Raw genomic sequence first — 17982 nt, 5'->3', positions numbered from 1 at the left:
TACATCCAAAGGTAGACACATCCTGCCAATAGGCATCACAATCGGGGCCAGGGCGCGGCCGCGCGCTCACCCGAAGCGCACGGAGGACTGATGTCTCAAGCGAGCAACGACGCGCGGAAGGTCGCAGGAGCGACCTATACCCGTGCAGGCACCGACTATTTCGAGAAGCGGACCCTGAAACGATCGGCCGGCATCTGGGGCCTGTGGGGCCTGGCCGTGGCCGCGGTCATCTCGGGCGACTTCTCGGGCTGGAACTTCGGCATCGACTTCGCCGGTTTCGGCGGGATGCTGATCGCCTTCGTGATCCTGATCGCGATGTACTACGGGATGATCTTCTCGATCGGGGAGATGGCGGCCGCGATGCCGCACACGGGCGGGGCCTACTCGTTCGCACGGTCGGCCATGGGACCGTGGGGAGGCCTCATCACCGGCGCCGCTGAGACCATCGAGTACGTCGCGACAACTGCGGTGATCGTCTACTTCTCGGCGTCCTACGCCGATGCGATCACCAGTAATCTGCTGGGGATCTCCCTGCCCGCGTGGGTCTGGTGGATCATCCTGTACGCCTTGTTCATCGCCCTGAATGCGGCGGGCGCCGCCATCTCCTTCAGATTCGCGATCGTGGTCTCGATCATCTCCATCGCGATCATCCTGGTCTTCTCGGCGATGGCGGTCTTCTCGGGGGCCTTCTCCTGGGCCGCGCTGTGGGACATCGCGCCCGATCCCGGGCAGACGGAGTTCCTCCCGCACGGGGTGTTCCCGATCCTGTTCGCCCTCCCCTTCGCGATGTGGTTCTTCCTCGGCATCGAGGAGCTGCCCCTGGCCGCAGAGGAATCACACAACCCGGTGCGCGACATCCCGAAGGCCGGCTTCTGGGCCCGCGGCACCCTGATCGTCACGGGCCTGCTCGTGCTGTTCCTGAACACCGGTGTCATCGGCGCCGAAGCGACGGGCACAGCCGGCGAGCCGCTGCTCGACGGCTTCCGCGCCATCGTGGGCGATGAAGCGGCCGCCGTGCTCGCGCTGTTCGCGCTGGTCGGCCTGCTGGCGTCGCTCCAGGGCATCATGTTCGCCTACGGACGCAACATGTACTCCCTTTCGCGGGCCGGCTACTATCCGCGCTTCCTCTCGCTCACGGGCAAGCGGCAGACGCCCTGGGTCGCGCTCGTCGTCGGAGCCGTGATCGGGTTCATCGCGCTGGTCGTACTGGATGTGCTGGCCAGCGTCGACGCCGAGGGCGCGGGCGCCGTCGCCGGGGCGATCGTCCTGAACATCGCGGTGTGGGGCGCCGTGCTGGCGTACCTGCTGCAGATGGTGTCGTTCATCATCCTGCGGCGGAAGTACCCGAACGCCGAGCGTCCGTACCGCAGCCCGTGGGGCATCCCCGGTGCGGTCATCGCCGCCGTCATCGCCGCGCTCATCTTCGTCGGATTCCTGCTCAACCCGACATTCGGACCGGCGATCATCGCCATCGTGGTCGTGTACGCGATCATCCTGATCGGCTTCGCGGTGTTCTACCGCCACCGGCTGATCCTCTCGCCGGAGGAGGAATACGCCCTGTCGGGCGGCTCGCACGGTGACCCCATGTCGGAGGGCTACGACCAGATGGACTCGGAGGTCTTCGGCGACAAGCCCTGACGCGGGGCGACCGGCCGCGAGGAGCCGGAGAAGAGGCCGGCGGGATCGAGACGACGAATGTCGCTCGATCCCGCCTTCCGCGCGTGCCCCCCGGTACGCGCAGGACCCCCTCGAGTCATCCGCTGCGCGGCGGCCGACTCGAGAGGGCCCTCGGCTCTCCACATCGAAGTTCGTGATCCGGTTCGCTGGGGGCGAATTCGGCGACGCCACTGGGGAGGCGACGAACCCATATCGGTGGGAGCTAGCCCTAGGGTATGCCTGCCCACCGGTTCTTGTCTGTCCCCTCTTCGGGGGACAGCACGAGTCATCCCGATCGACGACGCGCGAGTGCTCCGCGGCCGAGCATCTGAGGCCTCAGTAGAGCAGGATCTGCGTCGACTGGGTCGACGAGATCCCGCCGATCGCCACCGACAGGTGGTACGACGCCCCACCGCCAGGCGCCTTCTGCCGATCGGTCGCGTCACAGGATCCGACCGCTGAGCGCGTGCGGTCCCAGGTGAGAGGCGCCGCACTCGTCACCGTCTGACCGGCGGCGAGCAACACGACCATGTCGCTCGGCTCGCTCTGGCAGTCGGTGGAGCGCCACCAGATGTCGCTGCCGCTCATCACGGTGAACGTCTGGGTGCTGGTTCCGACGTTCATCGTGCAGTCCTTGCCGCTGCGGTTCGTCAGCGAGATCGAGAACTGGGGATTCTGACCCGCGGCATAAGTCTCGGCATCGGCCACGGGCTTGACCTGCACGTCGCTCGCGATGCACGGTGTCGCGACGACGGGGGCACCGACGGTCGTCTCCGGCGTGGGCTCAGCGGTCGGTTCGGCGCTGGGGGCGGGCTCAGGGGCGGGCTCGTCCGAGATCGAAGGGCCCTCCGATGCTTCGGGGGTGGCCGTCGGGGTTGCCCCGGTGTCCGACGGAATGACCGGCGATGCGCTCGCGCCGGCGTCGGGCTTCGGTGCGGACACCTGCGCGGCGGCGCTCCGCCACGGCTGGGCGATCAGCACCCACACCACGACCGCGACCACGACGATGGCCAGCAGCACGACCAGCCGGCGCCGCCGGTAGACGGCGGGCGTCGGGCGCTTGCGAGGAGGCTGTTCGGACACGATGGGTCCAGGCTAAGCCGGGGGCACGGAGAAGCGGGGTCGGCACGCCCGGGCGGCCGTTCTGCACTCCGCGAGAGGGGCTCAGAACACCTTGAGCATGCGGGTGTTGCCGAGGGTGTTCGGCTTCACGTGCGCGAGATCGAGGAACTCGGCCACGCCCTCGTCGGGGCTGCGGATGAGCTGCGAGTAGACGTCGGCATCGACGATCTGCTCGCCGATCGGCGAGAACCCGCGGCGGGTGAAGAAGTCGACCTCGAAGGTCAGGCAGAACAGGCGACTCAGCCCAAGCTCGGAGGCGCGTCGCTCGAGCCCTTCGACGATGCCGCGGCCGACGCCGTGGTGCAGCCAGCCGTCGGCCACGATCAGCGTGCGCACCTCGCCGAGGTCTTCCCAGATCACATGCAGCGCGCCGCATCCGATGATCTCGCCCGCCGGCGTCTCGGCGACGAGGAACTCCTGCACCGACTCGAAGAGCAGTACGACGTCCTTGCCGAGCAGGATCCGCCGTTGCACGTAGGGCTCCAGGAGACCCTGGATGGCGCGCACATCCGAGGTGCGCGCTGCCCGGACGACGAACTGATCCATTGCACCAGCCTAAAGTCCGAACGGCCGCACGGTTTCACCGACGCCGAGCAGACCCGCAGACGACGAAGAGCGGATGCCGCAGCATCCGCTCTTCGTCGTCTCGGACTACTCGCCGGTGATGGCGAGGTCGGGTGTGGCGGTGATCTCTCCGGCCACGACGCCGACGGCGACCTTCTCGCCGCGGGGGGCGTTCTCGAACAGGAAGCCGGTGCTGTCGGAATCGACCTTCACGTGATCGCCCGGGACGAGCTCGCCGTGCAGGATCTTCTCCGACAGGCGGTCCTCGATCTCGTGCTGCATCGCGCGGCGGAGGGGCCGGGCACCGAGGGCGGGGTCGAACCCGATCTCGATGAGGCGTTCCTTGGCCGGCAGTGACAGCTCGATCGTCATGTCGCGATCGAGCAGACGCTCGGCGAGACGCTTCGTGAACAGGTCCACGATCTGGATCAGCTCGGGCTTGGACAGCTGCGGGAACACGATGATGTCGTCGACGCGGTTGAGGAACTCGGGCTTGAAGTGCCGCTTGAGCTCTTCCTGCACCTTGCCCTTCATCCGGTCGTAGGACGTCGCGGAGTCACCCTCGACCTGGAATCCGACCGGGCCGCCCGCGATGTCGCGCGCACCCAGGTTGGTGGTCATGATGATGACGGTGTTCTTGAAGTCGACGACGCGACCCTGACCGTCGGTGAGCCGACCCTCCTCGAGGATCTGCAGCAGCGAGTTGAAGATGTCGGGGTGGGCCTTTTCGATCTCATCGAAGAGCACGACCGAGAACGGCTTGCGGCGCACCTTCTCGGTGAGCTGACCGCCCTCTTCGAATCCGACGAATCCGGGAGGGGCGCCGAACAGACGTGAGACGGTGTGCTTCTCCCCGAACTCCGACATGTCGAGCGAGATCAGTGCGGTCTCGTCGTCGAAGAGGAACTCCGCGAGCGCCTTGGCGAGCTCGGTCTTTCCCACACCGGTCGGACCGGCGAAGATGAACGACCCCGACGGCCGCTTGGGGTCCTTGAGCCCCGCGCGCTGACGTCGGATGGTCTTCGACAGAGCGGCGATCGCCTCTTCCTGGCCGATGACGCGCTGGTGCAGCGCCTTCTCCATGAACACGAGGCGGCTGGACTCTTCCTCGGTGAGCTTGAACACCGGGATGCCGGTGGCCTGAGCAAGCACCTCTGCGATGAGCCCTTCGTCGACGACCGCGTGGGTCGCGACATCGCCGGATCGCCACTGCTTCTCGAGGCGCAGACGCTCGGCGAGGAGCGACTTCTCCTCGTCGCGCAGCGACGCGGCCTTCTCGAAGTCCTGGTCCTCGGAGGCGCGCTCCTTGTCTTCGCGGACCTTGGCGATCTTCTCGTCGAACTCGCGCAGCTCGGGCGGGGACGACAGGATCGACAGGCGCAGGCGGGCGCCGGCCTCGTCGATCAGGTCGATCGCCTTGTCGGGCAGGAAGCGATCCGAGATGTAGCGGTCGGCGAGGTTCGCGGCCGCGACGATGGCGCCGTCGGTGATCTGCACCTTGTGGTGCGCCTCGTAGCGGTCGCGCAGCCCCTTCAGGATGTTGATCGCGTGGGGCAGGCTCGGCTCGGCGACCTGGATCGGCTGGAAACGGCGCTCGAGCGCGGCATCCTTCTCGAAGTGCTTGCGGTACTCGTCCAGCGTCGTCGCACCGATCGTCTGCAGCTCGCCGCGAGCGAGGAGCGGCTTGAGGATCGAGGCGGCGTCGATCGCACCCTCGGCGGCGCCCGCACCCACGAGGGTGTGGATCTCGTCGATGAAGACGATGATGTCGCCGCGCGTGCGGATCTCCTTCGTGACCTTCTTCAGGCGCTCCTCGAAGTCGCCGCGGTAGCGCGAACCGGCGATGAGCGAACCGAGGTCGAGCGAGTAGACCTGCTTGTCTTTCAGGGTCTCGGGCACCTCGTTCTTGACGATCGCCTGGGCGAGGCCCTCGACGACCGCGGTCTTGCCGACGCCGGGCTCGCCGATCAGGACGGGGTTGTTCTTGGAGCGGCGGGAGAGGATCTGCATGACCCGCTCGATCTCCTTCTCGCGCCCGATCACCGGGTCGAGCTTGTTGTCCCGAGCGGCCTGCGTCAGGTTGCGGCCGAACTGGTCGAGCACGGCCGAGCCGCCCTGGGCGGCCTGCGTGTTGTCGTGCGCAGAACCCGAGACGCCCGCGGGCTCCTTGCCCTGACCCTGGTAGCCGCTGAGCAGCTGGATGACCTGCTGGCGCACCTTGTTGAGGTCGGCGCCCAGCTTGACGAGCACCTGGGCGGCGACGCCCTCGCCCTCGCGGATCAGGCCGAGCAGGATGTGTTCGGTGCCGATGTAGTTGTGGCCGAGCTGCAGCGCTTCGCGCAAGGACAGCTCGAGCACCTTCTTCGCACGCGGCGTGAAGGGGATGTGGCCGGTCGGCTGCTGCTGACCCTGGCCGATGATGTCCTGCACCTGCTCACGCACGGCGTCGAGCGAGATGCCGAGCGACTCGAGCGCCTTCGCGGCGACGCCCTCGCCCTCGTGGATCAGGCCGAGCAGGATGTGCTCGGTCCCGATGTAGTTGTGATTGAGCATCTTCGCCTCTTCTTGGGCGAGCACAACCACTCGGCGGGCACGGTCTGTGAATCTTTCGAACATCGTCACTCCTTCTGCGCGGGGCAGGCAGACACGGTACGCGCGCCTTTACATCGAGGGTAACCAGGGCACGGATGCCACGGGCTCCTGTTCGCCGTGGGCATAGTGCGGCCGGGGGTTGCGGCCAGTATCGATAATCGTTACGTTATGAACATCGATAACAACGATCCTCGATAAGGAGCTGACCATCATGATCGATACTCCCCAGCTTTCCCGGAGCGACCGGACCGGCATGTACCTGTACGCCGTCCTGAGCCTTGCGGGCATCGTCGCCGTCGTCGCGTGGGTCGTCTCGCGGCTCGTCGAGGTGGCGTCGGCCCGAAGCATCCCGGTCCTGGTGCCGTTCACCGGCGAGACCGCGCCGTTGCCGATCGGCCCCGCCGGTTCGGCCGTCGACGTCTCCGTCGACCGCGCCGTCATCGACGTGGCCGATCCCGCCCCCGCGACGCTCTTCGCGGTCTGGGCCCAGCCGGTCGTCGTCGGCCTGACGCTGATCGCCCTGATCGCGATCGCGGGACTCTTCTGTCTGCGGCTCGCTCGCGGCCGGGCGTTCCGGCGCGGCACGGCGCGCCTGATGTACACGGGTGCCGGTGTCGTCGCCGTCGGGTGGGTGCTCGGTTCGATCCTGTCGAACATGACGGTGAACGGTGCGCTGGCGGCGGTCAGTGACCGCTCGTACGACGGTGTGGTGTTCGAAAGCGACCTGACACCGGTCTTCGTGATCCTGGTGCTCACGGCAGTGGCGACGGCCTTCCAGATCGGCGAGCGCCTCCAGCGGGAGACCGAGGGTCTCGTATGACCCCGGGCGAGGCGGAGGACGAGGCATCCGGCGTCCATTGCCGTCTCGACGAGCTGCTCGCCGAGCGGGGCATGACCCTGACCCGGCTGAGCGAGCTCGTCGGCGTCTCGATCGTCAACCTCTCCATCCTGAAGAACGACCGCGCCCGCGCCATCCGCTATTCGACGCTGTCGGCGATCTGCCGGGCGCTGGACTGCGAGGTCGGCGAGCTCCTGGTCAGGTCCGACGCCTGACGGGTCCCGTGCTCGGCGGATCGGCTGATCTCAGCGGGTCTCCGGGCGCGGTATCCCCGCGCGGCTCAGGAGCCGGCGATGGGGATCGTCACGTCGTCGAACTCGCCGCCCGAGAGCACGAGCTGCGCACCGGAGTCCTCCTCGAGGCCCGTCACGTCGATGATCGTCGTCCGCGGTGCCATGTCGGCCGTGCAGATCTGGTCGGCGGGCGGGGTCTGGAAGGTGACCGTGACCTCGGATGCCCCGGTCGCCTCGGCGCTCTCCAGCACCGGGACGCACGTCGAGCTGCCCCAGGACAGGAGCACGAAGGCGCCGTCGTCGAACCAGCCCGCGCTGGGCAGGTAATCGGTGGGCTGCCCGGGGATGCCGGTGAGCGAGGCATCCCCGTCGAGGTCGGTGTCGCCGGCGTACGTGCCGGTCACGACGATCTCGAGGTTCTTGGTCGGGTCGACGCCCTCCGGAAGGGTCACCACGGAGGCACGTGGCACGAGGTCCTGGGTGCAAGCCGCAGCCTCGGGGTCGGTCAGCTCGACCGTCAGTTTTCCGTCGGCGTACATCGGCTCATCGGCGATGGGGAGACACGTCGAGCTGCCCGACGTGATGATCGCGACTGCTCGGCCGCTGTCCAACCAGGCCGCATCCAGTTCGGTGACGACCGTGCCGTCCCCCGTGGGGGGCGAGGAGGACGCGGGCGATCCCGCCGTCGGGGTGGCGCAGGCGCTGAGGGCGGCGGCGGCGGCGCCGAGGGTGAGGCAGATGGCGAGGAGACGGCGGGGGGTCGAGGTCATGATTCGATCCTGTCGGAACCCGCTGGGCGCAACCGGCGAAATGGGTCACGGACCCGTAACATCCCGCTGTGCCGTTACCGGGAGACACCTCGCCCCGTGCTCGCCGCGGCGCGCGCGGCCGAGAGGGCGCAGCATCCGCTCTTCTGCTCGCCCGACGTCACTGCAGGGCGGAGGTGAGTCGCGCGAGGTTGTCGAGCACGGTCGAGCGGAGGGGCTGCTTCAGCCATTCCTCGAGGGTCAGTTCGCGGCTGAGTCCGCGGTAGATGTCCTCGACCTCGCGCATCTCGGCGACGAACTCCTCGCCGCGCACCAGCAGCGAGATCTCCATGTTGAGGCCGAAGGAGCGCATGTCCATGTTGCTCGAGCCGATCACGGCCACTTCGTCGTCGATCGTGAAGCACTTCGTGTGCAGGATGTAGGGCTTGCGGTACATCCGGATCGTGACGCCCGCGCGCAGAAGCGTCTCGTAGTAGCTGCGCTGCGCGTGGTAGACCATCGCCTGGTCGCCCTCCTCGGAGACGAACAGCTCGACATCGACCCCGCGCTGGCACGCCGTGGTGATGGCCAGCAGCAGCGACTCGTCGGGCACGAAATACGGACTCACGACCGAGATGCGGCGCTGCGCGGCGTAGAGCAGGCCGGCGAAGAGACGCAGGTTGTTCTCGCCGTCGAACCCGGGCCCGGACGGCACGACCTGGCAGTCGAGCTCACCCGGACCCGACCCGACGTTGAACAGGTCGATCTCGTCGGTGAGCACCTCGTTCGTCTCGCTGTACCAGTCCGACAGGAAGACGGCGTTGACGGATGCCACGACCGGGCCTTCGAGCCGTGTCATGAGGTCGACCCAGTGCAGGCCGCGACGGATGTTCTTCGGCAGGTTGTAGGTGGAGTCGGTCACGTTCTGCGACCCCATGAACGCTTCGGCGCCGTCGATGACCAGGAGCTTGCGGTGGTTGCGCAGATCGGGCCGCTGGTACTTGCCCTTGAACGGCTGCACGGGGAGCATCAGATGCCATTGGGCGCCCATCGCGTCGAGGCGCTTCAGGGTCTTCCGGTAGTAGGGCTTGCCGCGGTTGGCCCAGTGGTCCAGCAGCACGCGCACGGTCACGCCGCGCGCCGCCACCTCCTCCAGTGCCCGGAAGAAGTTGTCGGTCGCGTCGTCGGTCTGCAGGATGTAGAACTCGACGTGCACGTACTGCTTCGCCGTGCGGATCGCGTCGGCCATGGTGTCGAGGCTGGTCTGGTAGTCGGAGATCAAGTGGGCGGTGTTGTCACCGGCGAGCGGCATCGCCCCGAGGTTGCGGTTCATCGTCACGAGCGACGTGAACCACTCGGGCGCCCGCGGGCGGTGCGTGCCGAAGTCGAGATGCTCGCTGGTCTCCTGGATGTAGGTGTTGATCTGGTGCTGCTGACGCCGACGCTTGCGGGGAAGACGCGGGTTGCCGATGAGGAGGAAGAGGAACACCCCGATGAGAGGGATGAAGTAGATCGCGAGCAACCACGCCATGGCGGCCGTCGGGCGACGGTTGCGCGGGACGATGATGATCGCAGCGACGCGCACGATGATGTCGAACACGAAGACGACGATCAGCCACCACGTGGCATCGAAGGTGATGTTGATCACCGCACCCCCTCGCCGACACGTGCTCTCAGCGTAGCGGGCGGTGTCGACACCGCCTGTCCGGGCTAGGCGCGGTCGGCGGCGGCCGCCGCGGGCAGGCCGCGCTTGGCCCGCTCCTCCGCCTCGATCTTGGAGTAGACGCGGCGCTCGGTGCGGTCCATCCGGATGATGCTCCGCAGCACGAAGAAGAACAGCACGCTGACGACGACCGTCGGCAGGAGGGCCAGGGATGCCGCGACCCAGAAGGAGTCCATGACCCCAGGATACGCGGCGCCAGGTGACCCGCGCGGAAGTGGTTCGACACCGTCCGTTCCTCCCCCGGTCGCCGCGGAAGCGCGGACACCCACAATGCCGCCGTTCCTCCACAGATCGCGAAGCTGTTTGTGCGTCGGTCCGTTCTGCGCATCCGACTCCCCAGACGCCGGCGCGATGATCCCGGCGACGGATGCCGCGGGCCAGAGTCGCGACATGACAACCATCGTGAAGGCGGCGAGCGCCGCTCAGTTCCTGTCCCTCGTCCCGCACCTGGTCGGCTGCGTGCCGCGCGACAGCCTGGTGCTCATCCCGTTCGCCGGCGGCCGCAGTCTGGGCGGGATGCGCGTGGATCTTCCGCCGGAGGACGCCGACGTCGACCCGCTGTCGGCCACCTACGTCGGTCTGGTGTGCCGCGTGCCGGACGCCGACGCGATCGCCGCGGTCATCTACACCGACGACCCTTTCGCGTCGGCCGCGGCCGGGCGGGGTTCGACGGCCGCGGGGAGGGGCACGACGACATCGTCGTCGATGCCGCGTCAGGACCTCGCCCGCGCGCTGCTTCTCCGCGCAGACGAGTGCGGGCTGCGAGTGACGAACGTGCTCTGCGTCGCGCCCGACGGATGGGGGTCGTACCTCGACCCGGAGTGCCCTGACGAGGGCCGGTCGCTGGATGATCTCGATCGGCCGTCAGGCATTCACCCCGAGCTGCCGGCTGCGCCGGTCGGCGACCAACGGGCGGGTGCACTGCTCCCGGCGGCCGATCCGGCGGAGCGGGAGAGGGTGGCGCGCGCACTGATCTCCCTCGATGACGGAGTGAGGCTGATCTGCGGACCCGACCGCGGCCGGCCCTCCGAACCCGCGCCGCCTCCGAGTGCGCGCGTCGACCCGCGGGCGCTGGCGACCGTCTGCGCGCTGGACGACCTCCCGTCCCTCTTCGAGGACGCCCTGGATGCCGGTGCCGGGGAGCGCGACCCGTACCTGGCGGCGGCCATGATCTGGTGCCTCTCCCGACCTTCCTTGCGGGACATCGCCCTCGTGCAGTGGTGCGGCGACCTTTCGGCGGGCGACGATGCGCTCCAGGCGCAGCTGCGCTGGGAGGAGGGCGAGGAGTACCCGACCTACCTCGCCATGCACATGTGGGGCGAGGGCGGTCGGCCCGATCCTGCGCGCCTCGAGAGCGCCCTCGACGTCGCCCGCCGGGCCGCAGCCACGGCGCCCCGCGATGTCCGGCCGGGCCCGCTGTCCGCGTGCGCCTGGCTTTCCTGGGCTCTCGGCCGCTCCACGCACGCCGAGCACTACGCCGAGGAAGCGCGTTCCATCGAGCCCGAGCACGGTCTCGCCGAGATCGTCTGCTCGTTCGTCCAGGCGGGTCACCTTCCCGACTGGGCGTTCCGCGCTCCGGGCGCGCGCTGACCGATGGCCGACCCTCCGAATCCGGTGTGCACTCCCGGGCCCCGCCATAGCCCCCGCATAGGCTTGCGCTATGACGATGGAGCCTGCCTCAGTCCCCACGCCCGCATCCGCCTCCTCGGCGGGCATCAGCGTCGAGGGGCTGCGTCGCTCGTTCGCCGACGTCCATGCCGTCGTCGACGTGACATTCCAGGCGCATCCCGGCGAGATCGCCGCTCTCGTCGGACCCAACGGGTCGGGCAAGACCACACTGCTCCTGATGCTCGCCTCCCTGCTGGCACCCGACGCCGGGCGGATGACCGTCGGCGGCGCCGATCCCGTGGCCGATCCCTCCGCCGTCCGCTCGATCCTCGGCTGGATGCCCGACGCGCTCGGTGCCTGGCCTTCGCTCACGGCGCGCGAGACGCTGGTGACGACCGCGCGGATGTACCGGATGCCGCGGGCCGAGGCATCCGCCCGCACAGACGAGCTGCTCGCGCTCGTGCGCCTCGAGGACCTCGCAGACAAGCCCGCGCGCGTGTTCTCGCGCGGGCAGAAGCAGCGTCTCGGGCTCGCGCGGGCCCTGGTGCACAACCCTTCGGTCCTGCTGCTGGACGAACCCGCCTCCGGACTCGACCCCCAGTCCCGCATCGATCTGCGGATCCTGCTGCGGCGACTCGCCGGCGAGGGCCGGACGATCCTCGTCTCGAGCCACATCCTCGCCGAACTCGAGGAGCTCTCCGACACCGCGGTCTTCCTCCGCGGCGGACGCACCGTCAGCGCAGACCAGATCAGCTACGCACCCGAACGGGCCCGCGCATGGCGCATCCGGACGCTGGACGTCGCCGAGATCAGCGGAGCGGATGCCGCGACAGCCGTCCTCCGCGACATGGGTGTGCCACGCGACGTGATGAGCCGCGAGCGCGAGGAGATCATCGCGCCGTTCACGTCCGACCGTGCGGCGGCCGACGCCCTTGCCCGACTGACGGCGGCGGGCATGCTCGTGACGGAGTTCGCCCCCGTGACGGGTCGGCTGGAGCAGACCTTCCTCGACCTCACGGCGGGGGATCCGGCGTGAGCGCCTTCGGCGGGGGCGTCCGGACCATGATCGGGCTCGAGCTGCGGCAGCGTGTGCGCGGCGTCGCGTGGTACGTGCTGCTCGGCGTCTTCTTCGTCGTGCTGCTCATCGTGACCGCGCTGGCGACCATGTCATCGGCGTTCTCGGGCAACAGCTCCGCACTCGTCTACTCGGTCGTGACGTACGTCGTTTTGCTCATGGTGACGCTCGTCTCGCCGGCGCTGAGCGGTGGTTCGATCAACTCCGATCGGGATGCCGCGACCCTCGCACCCGTGCAGGTGACACTGCTCAGCACCGCACAGATCGTCTGGGGCAAGTTCTTCGCCGCGTGGATCACCGGACTGGCCTTCCTCGTGACGGCCGCCCCGTTCATGATCTTCGCCGCCATCCTGGGCGCCGGGCGCGGTGCGGACTCCACCGTGCGGTACGGCACGTACGCGTCCACCGCGGCGTTGGCCGACCCGGGCAACCCGGGCATCGGAGCGCTCACGGTGCTGTGCTCCTTGGCTGTGCTCGTGATCGAGGTCGGTGTGATCGCGGCGATCGGCGTCGGCCTGTCGGGAATCATCTCTCGACCCGTGCTGTCGGTCGTGACGACCTATCTCGTAGTCGCCGCGCTCAGCATCGGCACCCTCATCGCGTTCGGGCTCGGCGGCACCGCGTTCAGTTCGACCGCCACGAGCACGAACCGCTCCATCGAGTGGGACGAGGAGACCGGTCAGCCCACGACCGATCCGCCCACCTGCGGCGAGTGGACCACGTACGAGTACCAGGCCCCACGGTTCGACCGGGTGTGGTGGGTCCTGTCCGCCAACCCGTACGTGATCCTCGCCGACGCGACTCCGCTCAAGTTCGACGCCAACGGGCAGCCCGTCGACCTCTTCTCACAGATCTCGTCGGGGGTCCGGCTGACGCAGAAGGCGCCGGAGCTCGCGCAGACCTACGACGACTGCGCGAACTACAACGAGTTCAGCGCGCAGGACTACCCGACGACCGAGGAGCAGGTGGCCGGCACCGTCCCGAGCTGGTTCCTCGGCCTCGGCATCCATGTCCTCCTCGCCCTCGGCGCACTGTGGTGGGCGATCACCCGCACCCGCACGCCCGCGAGGCGGCTGCCGAAGGGCACCCGCATCGCCTGACCCGGGTCGGTCGAGCGAGCGCGCGGAACGAACTGACCCTGTTGCGCCCCGGTCGTCGAGCGAGCGCAGCGAGACGAAACGCCCTCCCCGGACGCCGCTACTTGACGAGCGGGAAGAGGATCGTCTCGCGGATGCCGAGTCCCGTGATCGCCATGAGCAGCCGGTCGATGCCCATGCCCATGCCGCCCGACGGCGGCATGCCGTGCTCGAGCGCGCGCAGGAACTCGTCGTCGATCCGCATCGCCTCGACGTCGCCGCGGGCGGCGAGGATCGCCTGTTCCACGAAACGCTCGCGCTGGATGACCGGGTCGACGAGCTCGGAGTAGCCGGTCGCCAGCTCGAAGCCGCGCACGTACAGGTCCCACTTCTCGACGACGCCGGGAATCGAGCGGTGCTCGCGCACGAGCGGGCTCGTGTCGACCGGGAAGTCCATCACGAAGGTCGGCCGGGTCAGGCCGCCCTTCACGAAGTGCTCCCACAGTTCCTCGACGTACTTGCCGTGCGTCGGGTGCGGGGGCTCGGTCACGCCGACCTCGTCCGCGAACGCGCGAAGCTCATCGAGCGACGTCTCGGTCGTGATCGAACGGCCGGATGCCTCGGACAGCGAGTCGTACATCGAGATGCGATCCCACTGGCCGCCGAGGTCGTACTCGGTCCCGTCGGCCCAGGTCACGGTGGTCGAACCCGAGACGGCGATCGCCGCCTTCTGGATCAGCTCCTGCGTCATGTCGGCGATGCCGTTGTAGTCGCTGTACGCCTGATAGGCCTCGAGCATCGCGAACTCGGGGCTGTGGGTCGAGTCGGCGCCCTCGTTGCGGAAGTTCCGGTTGATCTCGAACACCCGATCGATGCCGCCGACGACCGCCCGCTTGAGGAAGAGCTCGGGTGCGATGCGCAGATACAGGTCGGTGTCGAAGGCGTTGGAGTGCGTGACGAACGGACGAGCGGACGCTCCTCCATGCTGCACCTGCAGCATGGGGGTCTCGACCTCGAGGTACTCGTGCTCGGCGAACGTCGCCCGCAGGCTCGCGTTCACCTTTGCTCGTGCGCGCACGGTCTCGCGGGCCTGGTCGCGAAGGATCAGGTCGAGGTAACGGCTGCGGACGCGGCTCTCCTCGTTGAGTTCGGAGTAGACGTTGGGCAGCGGCAGGATCGCCTTGGAGGCGATCGCCCACTCACCCACCATGATCGACAGTTCGCCACGGCGACTGGAGATGACCTCACCGCTGACGAACACGTGGTCGCCGAGGTCGACGAGCTCCTTCCACGCCTGCAGCGAGTCTTCGCCGACGGCCGCGAGCGAGACCATGGCCTGGATGCGGCTCCCGTCGCCGGACTGCAGCGACGCGAAGCAGAGCTTGCCGGTGTTTCGGCTGAAGACGACGCGTCCCGCGACCGCCGCGATCACACCGGTCTCGGCGCCGGCTTCGAGGTCGCCGTACTCGGCGCGGAGCGCCGGGATCGTGGTCGTGATGGGCAGGCTGACGGGGTACGCGCCCCCCGCGGCATCCGCTCGCTCGGCGATCAGCCGTTCGCGCTTGGCCAGCCGCACGGCCTTCTGCTCGAAGACCTCGGCCTCTGCGGCCTCGGTGTCGACGGCGGGCGGGGTGGCGGGCGCGGCGGTCGTGTCGGCCGCTGGCGTGTCAGTCATGGGGGAAGCTCCTCGGAAGTCGGCCTCAGTCTATCGACGGAGCCCGAACAGCCTCTGGCCCCGGTCGACCGCCGACCGGCCGACCGCCGACCGCCGACCGGCCGCACCGAGGGACACTGCAGGGGGCGTCGGCCGCACGGCGCATCCCTTCCGACGTCAGAGCAGCGGCGGCACCACCGGCGGGCCGGCGTCCTGCAGAGCCTGGTCGATCGCCGAGTGCACGAGCGCCGAAAGGTACAGCCCGGGGTTCTCGACCCCGGCGCCCGTCAGCAGCGCAGCCGCCTGCTGGACGATCGAACGGGAGAACGCCGTCGCCGTCGAGATCGCCTCGGCGTAGGCAAGGCGATCGGCCTCGGCGATCACCACCGGCTCGCACCCCAGTTCGACCGCGAGCGCCTGCGCGATCGGCAGCACCGGCGCGGGTGCAGTGACTGCGGCGTAGGTGTGGTGCAGCTGACGGAGGTCCATCGAGGTGCCGGTGAAGATCATCGCCGGGTGCACCGCGAGGGGGATGACTCCACGCCCGACGGCGGGGGCGAGCACATCCACGCCGTACGCCGGATCGGTATGCAGAACGAGCTGCCCGGGCTGCCAGGCCGACACTTCGGCGAGGCCCGCGACGAGGCCGGGCAGCTGATCGTGCGGCACCGCGACCACGACGAGCTCACTGCGCCGCACCACTTCGAGGGCATCCAGCACCGGCACGCCCGGCAGGATCGCCTCGACGCGCTCGTCGTCGGACCCGTGCGTGACGCCCGTGAGAGCATGGCCCGCGCCGGCGAGCGCCGCCCCGATGACCGGTCCCACACGGCCTGCGCCGACGATTCCCACGCCCAGTCGGCCGTCCCTGCTCATTCGCGCACTCCACTCATGTCGGGCTCCACCGGCACCTGGTCGCTCCCCGCCCACCGGTGGCTGCGGTCGGTCGCCGCGGCCGAGATCGCGCGCTGCGACGTGTCAGCGAAGAGGTCGACGGCGGTGTCGCGGTCGATGGCTCCGAGTCCCCCGTGCACGCGCCCGGTGATCGTGTGGATACGAGCGGATGCCACGCGCAGCGCGCGATCGAGAGGACCCTGTTCGAGCGCCACGCTCTGCATGCGCGCGAGCGGGAAGATCGCGAGCGCCCGCCAGATCAGGCCGCGCCGCAGGAACATCGCGTCCCTGGCCAGGAGGAAGCCGTTGCGCCGCCAGGAGAGCGGCCGCAGGATGCGGGCTCGACGAGGGGTGTTCGTGTAGGGATCGTCCTGCTGCGGTCCGAGGATGCCGTGCTCGAACACGAGCGGCCATTCCGACTCGGGCAGGTCGGTCAGCAGCAGTCGCAGGACGCGCTCGACGTCGGCCCGGGTGCCCACCGGCAGCACGGTGGTGAACTGATCCTGCCCGCTCTCGACGGACCTGCCCGACAGGCGGTTGACGGTGACCGACCACCAGCCGGCGGGGCGCCAGAGGATGGACTGCGTCACTTCGACCGCGTGCACACGGCCCGGCGGGAGGATCTCGGTGATCGTGGTGAACAGGCCGAACGTGATGCGCACCCCGCTCGGCGTCGGGGCGATGGAGTATCGCAGAGCACGGGTGATGCCGCGCACCCAGTACGCGCCGAAGCCGAGCAGCGCGGGGATGAAGGCGAACAGCACCCAGGGCGAGCCCATGGTCGATCCCACGACGATCGCCACCAGCAGCACGAGCAGCGAAACAGTCGAACCACTCAGGAGATGGGATGCCACGAGCCGGAGCACCGGGATGTGGACGACCGATTCGGGTTCGGCGACGGGTTCTTCTGCTCCGACGATGATCCCGGTGATGCCGTCGCTCACCGTGCCGGCCACGCGGCGCGCCCGCGCGGCGCTGGACTCGCCGGGCAGGGCCGGAGTCTCTGCGGCGAGGCGCATGCCCGATGCCAGGCGCAGGATGTCGGCGCGGACGGCCTCGGCGCTCTGGGTGGACAGGTACTCGAGCGACACGTTGGCGTCGAGACCGGCACCGACCACCTCGAGCTTCGCGGTGCCGAGCAGGCGCGCGATCATCGGGCGGGTGAGGTTGACGCCCTGCACGCGGTCGAGGGGCGCGCGGCGGTGGGTGCGGAACAGCACACCGCTGCGCACCTCGACCTCGTGGCCGGTGATGCGGAAAGTGTGGAAGCGCCACGACAGCCAGAAGATCCCGACGACGATCGCCGCGATCCCGAGCACCGCCAGGAGTCCGATCAGGATCAGGTTGTGCTCGAGCACGTAGTCGAGCGGGTCGGGCGGGAGCTCTCCGTCGGGCAGATCGGGCACGAGCGCGGGGAGGAACCAGTCGATGAGACGCTCGCGCAGGTTGGCGATCACGATGCCGATCACGACGACGAGGAACAGACCGCCGCGCAGCAGGGGCGTCAACGGGTGCAGCCGGTGCCATTCGCCGTCGCTGAGGGGCGACCGCGTGGTGGACCGCGCCGGATTCACCGGAGCGGCGGGCACTTCCGGCAAACCGGGAGGGATGCTGGTCACAAGCCGGTCCGGCGGGTCTCGGCGACGTCGATCAGGGTGTCGCGCAGCTGTTCGGCGGCCAGCTGGGTGACCCCCGGGATGACGACGCCCGAGCTGGCGGCGGCCGTCACGAGCTTGAGCTGCGCGATGCCGAAGCCCCGATCGAGCGGCCCGTGCGTGATGTCGACGAGCTGCATCCGGCCGTAGGGCACCGCGACCATGCGCTGCCACAGGATGCCCCGACGGAAGACGAGGTCGTCGTGGCGCAGCTGATAGCCGATCGATCGCGCCTGGCGCGGCGTGATGATGATCGTCCACGCGAGGATCACGATCAGGATGCCGCCGGGGATCCATACCCACGTCTGGTGCAGCAGCAGCCACAGCGCGAGGACGATGGCCGTGACGACGAGGAGCGAGACGGCCGTCGAGATGATGCGCACCCACACGTAGGCACGGGCGATCTGGTGCCACGTACCGTCACCCAACGGCAGGCGGGCTGCCGATCGGGGTTCGCGGATGTGGTCGAAGGTCGAGGCATCCAGCACCGCGTCGTCGCCGAGGTGCGACCCATGGATCGCCGCGTCATCGCCGGGGCGCACGAAC

General features: G+C 68.9%; 16 protein-coding genes. 6 read left to right on the top strand and 10 right to left on the bottom strand.

The window, feature by feature from the left end:
• The first annotated feature begins 90 nt into the window (after positions 1–90).
• On the top strand, positions 91–1638 hold the full coding sequence (locus ACFXOO_RS15315; protein WP_378843754.1) for an amino acid permease: 1548 nt from the start codon (positions 91–93) through the stop codon (positions 1636–1638).
• Between the two features lie 354 nt (positions 1639–1992).
• Here the strand turns inward: ACFXOO_RS15315 and ACFXOO_RS15310 are convergent, their stop codons facing one another.
• From ACFXOO_RS15310 to ACFXOO_RS15300, 3 genes are all read right to left on the bottom strand, one after another.
• On the bottom strand, positions 1993–2739 hold the full coding sequence (locus ACFXOO_RS15310; RefSeq protein WP_378843756.1) for a hypothetical protein: 747 nt from the start codon (positions 2737–2739) through the stop codon (positions 1993–1995).
• A gap of 81 nt (positions 2740–2820) precedes the next feature.
• Positions 2821–3324: an amino-acid N-acetyltransferase gene (locus ACFXOO_RS15305; protein ID WP_378843758.1), complete on the bottom strand. Its 504-nt coding sequence runs from the start codon at positions 3322–3324 to the stop codon at positions 2821–2823.
• A gap of 105 nt (positions 3325–3429) precedes the next feature.
• Positions 3430–5958, bottom strand: a complete 2529-nt coding sequence (locus tag ACFXOO_RS15300; RefSeq protein ID WP_378843760.1) for an ATP-dependent Clp protease ATP-binding subunit — start codon at positions 5956–5958, stop codon at positions 3430–3432.
• A 187-nt stretch (positions 5959–6145) separates the two neighbouring features.
• Between ACFXOO_RS15300 and ACFXOO_RS15295 the strand changes: the two genes are divergently transcribed.
• Together ACFXOO_RS15295 and ACFXOO_RS15290 are read left to right on the top strand one after the other, a co-directional pair.
• Positions 6146–6754 (top strand): hypothetical protein, encoded by a 609-nt coding sequence (locus ACFXOO_RS15295; RefSeq protein ID WP_394564024.1) that lies wholly within the window; start codon positions 6146–6148, stop codon positions 6752–6754.
• Complete coding sequence (locus tag ACFXOO_RS15290) at positions 6751–6987, top strand: helix-turn-helix domain-containing protein (RefSeq protein ID WP_378843764.1); 237 nt, start codon at positions 6751–6753, stop codon at positions 6985–6987. The genes ACFXOO_RS15295 and ACFXOO_RS15290 overlap by 4 nt, the downstream gene beginning before the upstream one ends.
• Before the next feature lie 65 nt (positions 6988–7052).
• On the opposite strand, the gene ACFXOO_RS15285 is transcribed toward ACFXOO_RS15290, so the two are convergent.
• The 3 genes from ACFXOO_RS15285 to ACFXOO_RS15275 form a co-directional block, all read right to left on the bottom strand.
• Positions 7053–7775 (bottom strand): hypothetical protein, encoded by a 723-nt coding sequence (locus ACFXOO_RS15285; RefSeq protein WP_394564022.1) that lies wholly within the window; start codon positions 7773–7775, stop codon positions 7053–7055.
• A gap of 157 nt (positions 7776–7932) precedes the next feature.
• Positions 7933–9399 carry a cardiolipin synthase gene (gene cls, locus ACFXOO_RS15280; RefSeq protein ID WP_394564021.1) on the bottom strand — a complete coding sequence of 489 codons (1467 nt, stop codon included), beginning with the start codon at positions 9397–9399 and terminating at the stop codon, positions 7933–7935.
• 62 nt (positions 9400–9461) lie between these two features.
• The gene (locus ACFXOO_RS15275; protein WP_378843769.1) at positions 9462–9650 is read right to left on the bottom strand and encodes a hypothetical protein; all 189 of its coding nucleotides are present in this window, start codon (positions 9648–9650) and stop codon (positions 9462–9464) included.
• A 214-nt stretch (positions 9651–9864) separates the two neighbouring features.
• On the opposite strand from ACFXOO_RS15275, the gene ACFXOO_RS15270 reads away from it, so the two are divergent.
• The 3 genes from ACFXOO_RS15270 (at position 9865) to ACFXOO_RS15260 (ending at position 13257) form a co-directional block, all read left to right on the top strand.
• The gene (locus tag ACFXOO_RS15270; protein WP_394564020.1) at positions 9865–11064 is read left to right on the top strand and encodes a DUF4192 family protein; all 1200 of its coding nucleotides are present in this window, start codon (positions 9865–9867) and stop codon (positions 11062–11064) included.
• A 70-nt stretch (positions 11065–11134) separates the two neighbouring features.
• Positions 11135–12118, top strand: a complete 984-nt coding sequence (locus ACFXOO_RS15265) for an ABC transporter ATP-binding protein (RefSeq protein WP_394564018.1) — start codon at positions 11135–11137, stop codon at positions 12116–12118.
• Positions 12115–13257, top strand: coding sequence for an ABC transporter permease (locus ACFXOO_RS15260; RefSeq protein WP_394564016.1), 1143 nt, complete (start codon positions 12115–12117; stop codon positions 13255–13257). The genes ACFXOO_RS15265 and ACFXOO_RS15260 overlap by 4 nt, the downstream gene beginning before the upstream one ends.
• Before the next feature lie 97 nt (positions 13258–13354).
• On the opposite strand, the gene lysS is transcribed toward ACFXOO_RS15260, so the two are convergent.
• The 4 genes from lysS to ACFXOO_RS15240 all read right to left on the bottom strand — a co-directional run bounded on the left by lysS (position 13355) and on the right by ACFXOO_RS15240 (position 17978).
• Positions 13355–14908 (bottom strand): lysine--tRNA ligase, encoded by a 1554-nt coding sequence (gene lysS / locus ACFXOO_RS15255; RefSeq protein WP_378853908.1) that lies wholly within the window; start codon positions 14906–14908, stop codon positions 13355–13357.
• Positions 14909–15064: 156 nt separating this feature from the next.
• On the bottom strand, positions 15065–15763 hold the full coding sequence (locus tag ACFXOO_RS15250; protein WP_378853910.1) for a DUF2520 domain-containing protein: 699 nt from the start codon (positions 15761–15763) through the stop codon (positions 15065–15067).
• Positions 15760–17400 (bottom strand): PH domain-containing protein, encoded by a 1641-nt coding sequence (locus ACFXOO_RS15245; protein WP_394564015.1) that lies wholly within the window; start codon positions 17398–17400, stop codon positions 15760–15762. The genes ACFXOO_RS15250 and ACFXOO_RS15245 overlap by 4 nt, the downstream gene beginning before the upstream one ends.
• Complete coding sequence (locus tag ACFXOO_RS15240; protein WP_394564013.1) at positions 17397–17978, bottom strand: PH domain-containing protein; 582 nt, start codon at positions 17976–17978, stop codon at positions 17397–17399. Before ACFXOO_RS15240 ends, ACFXOO_RS15245 begins: the two co-directional genes overlap by 4 nt.
• Positions 17979–17982 lie beyond the last annotated feature (4 nt).

The organism is Microbacterium sp. P03 (assembly GCF_043556235.1).
Classification (GTDB): domain Bacteria; phylum Actinomycetota; class Actinomycetes; order Actinomycetales; family Microbacteriaceae; genus Microbacterium.
Note: the sequence above shows the minus strand (reverse complement) of the source record. Positions and strands in the feature narration are given on the sequence as shown.

Coding starts and splice junctions, on each gene's coding strand:
- ACFXOO_RS15300 (WP_378843760.1), bottom strand. CDS start 5,958: ATGTTCGAAAGATTCACAGACCGTGCCCGCCGAGTGGTTGTGCTCGCC.
- ACFXOO_RS15305 (WP_378843758.1), bottom strand. CDS start 3,324: ATGGATCAGTTCGTCGTCCGGGCAGCGCGCACCTCGGATGTGCGCGCC.
- ACFXOO_RS15290 (WP_378843764.1), top strand. CDS start 6,751: ATGACCCCGGGCGAGGCGGAGGACGAGGCATCCGGCGTCCATTGCCGT.
- ACFXOO_RS15250 (WP_378853910.1), bottom strand. CDS start 15,763: ATGAGCAGGGACGGCCGACTGGGCGTGGGAATCGTCGGCGCAGGCCGT.
- lysS (WP_378853908.1), bottom strand. CDS start 14,908: ATGACTGACACGCCAGCGGCCGACACGACCGCCGCGCCCGCCACCCCG.
- ACFXOO_RS15285 (WP_394564022.1), bottom strand. CDS start 7,775: ATGACCTCGACCCCCCGCCGTCTCCTCGCCATCTGCCTCACCCTCGGC.
- ACFXOO_RS15275 (WP_378843769.1), bottom strand. CDS start 9,650: ATGGACTCCTTCTGGGTCGCGGCATCCCTGGCCCTCCTGCCGACGGTC.
- ACFXOO_RS15295 (WP_394564024.1), top strand. CDS start 6,146: ATGATCGATACTCCCCAGCTTTCCCGGAGCGACCGGACCGGCATGTAC.
- ACFXOO_RS15265 (WP_394564018.1), top strand. CDS start 11,135: ATGACGATGGAGCCTGCCTCAGTCCCCACGCCCGCATCCGCCTCCTCG.
- ACFXOO_RS15315 (WP_378843754.1), top strand. CDS start 91: ATGTCTCAAGCGAGCAACGACGCGCGGAAGGTCGCAGGAGCGACCTAT.
- ACFXOO_RS15270 (WP_394564020.1), top strand. CDS start 9,865: ATGACAACCATCGTGAAGGCGGCGAGCGCCGCTCAGTTCCTGTCCCTC.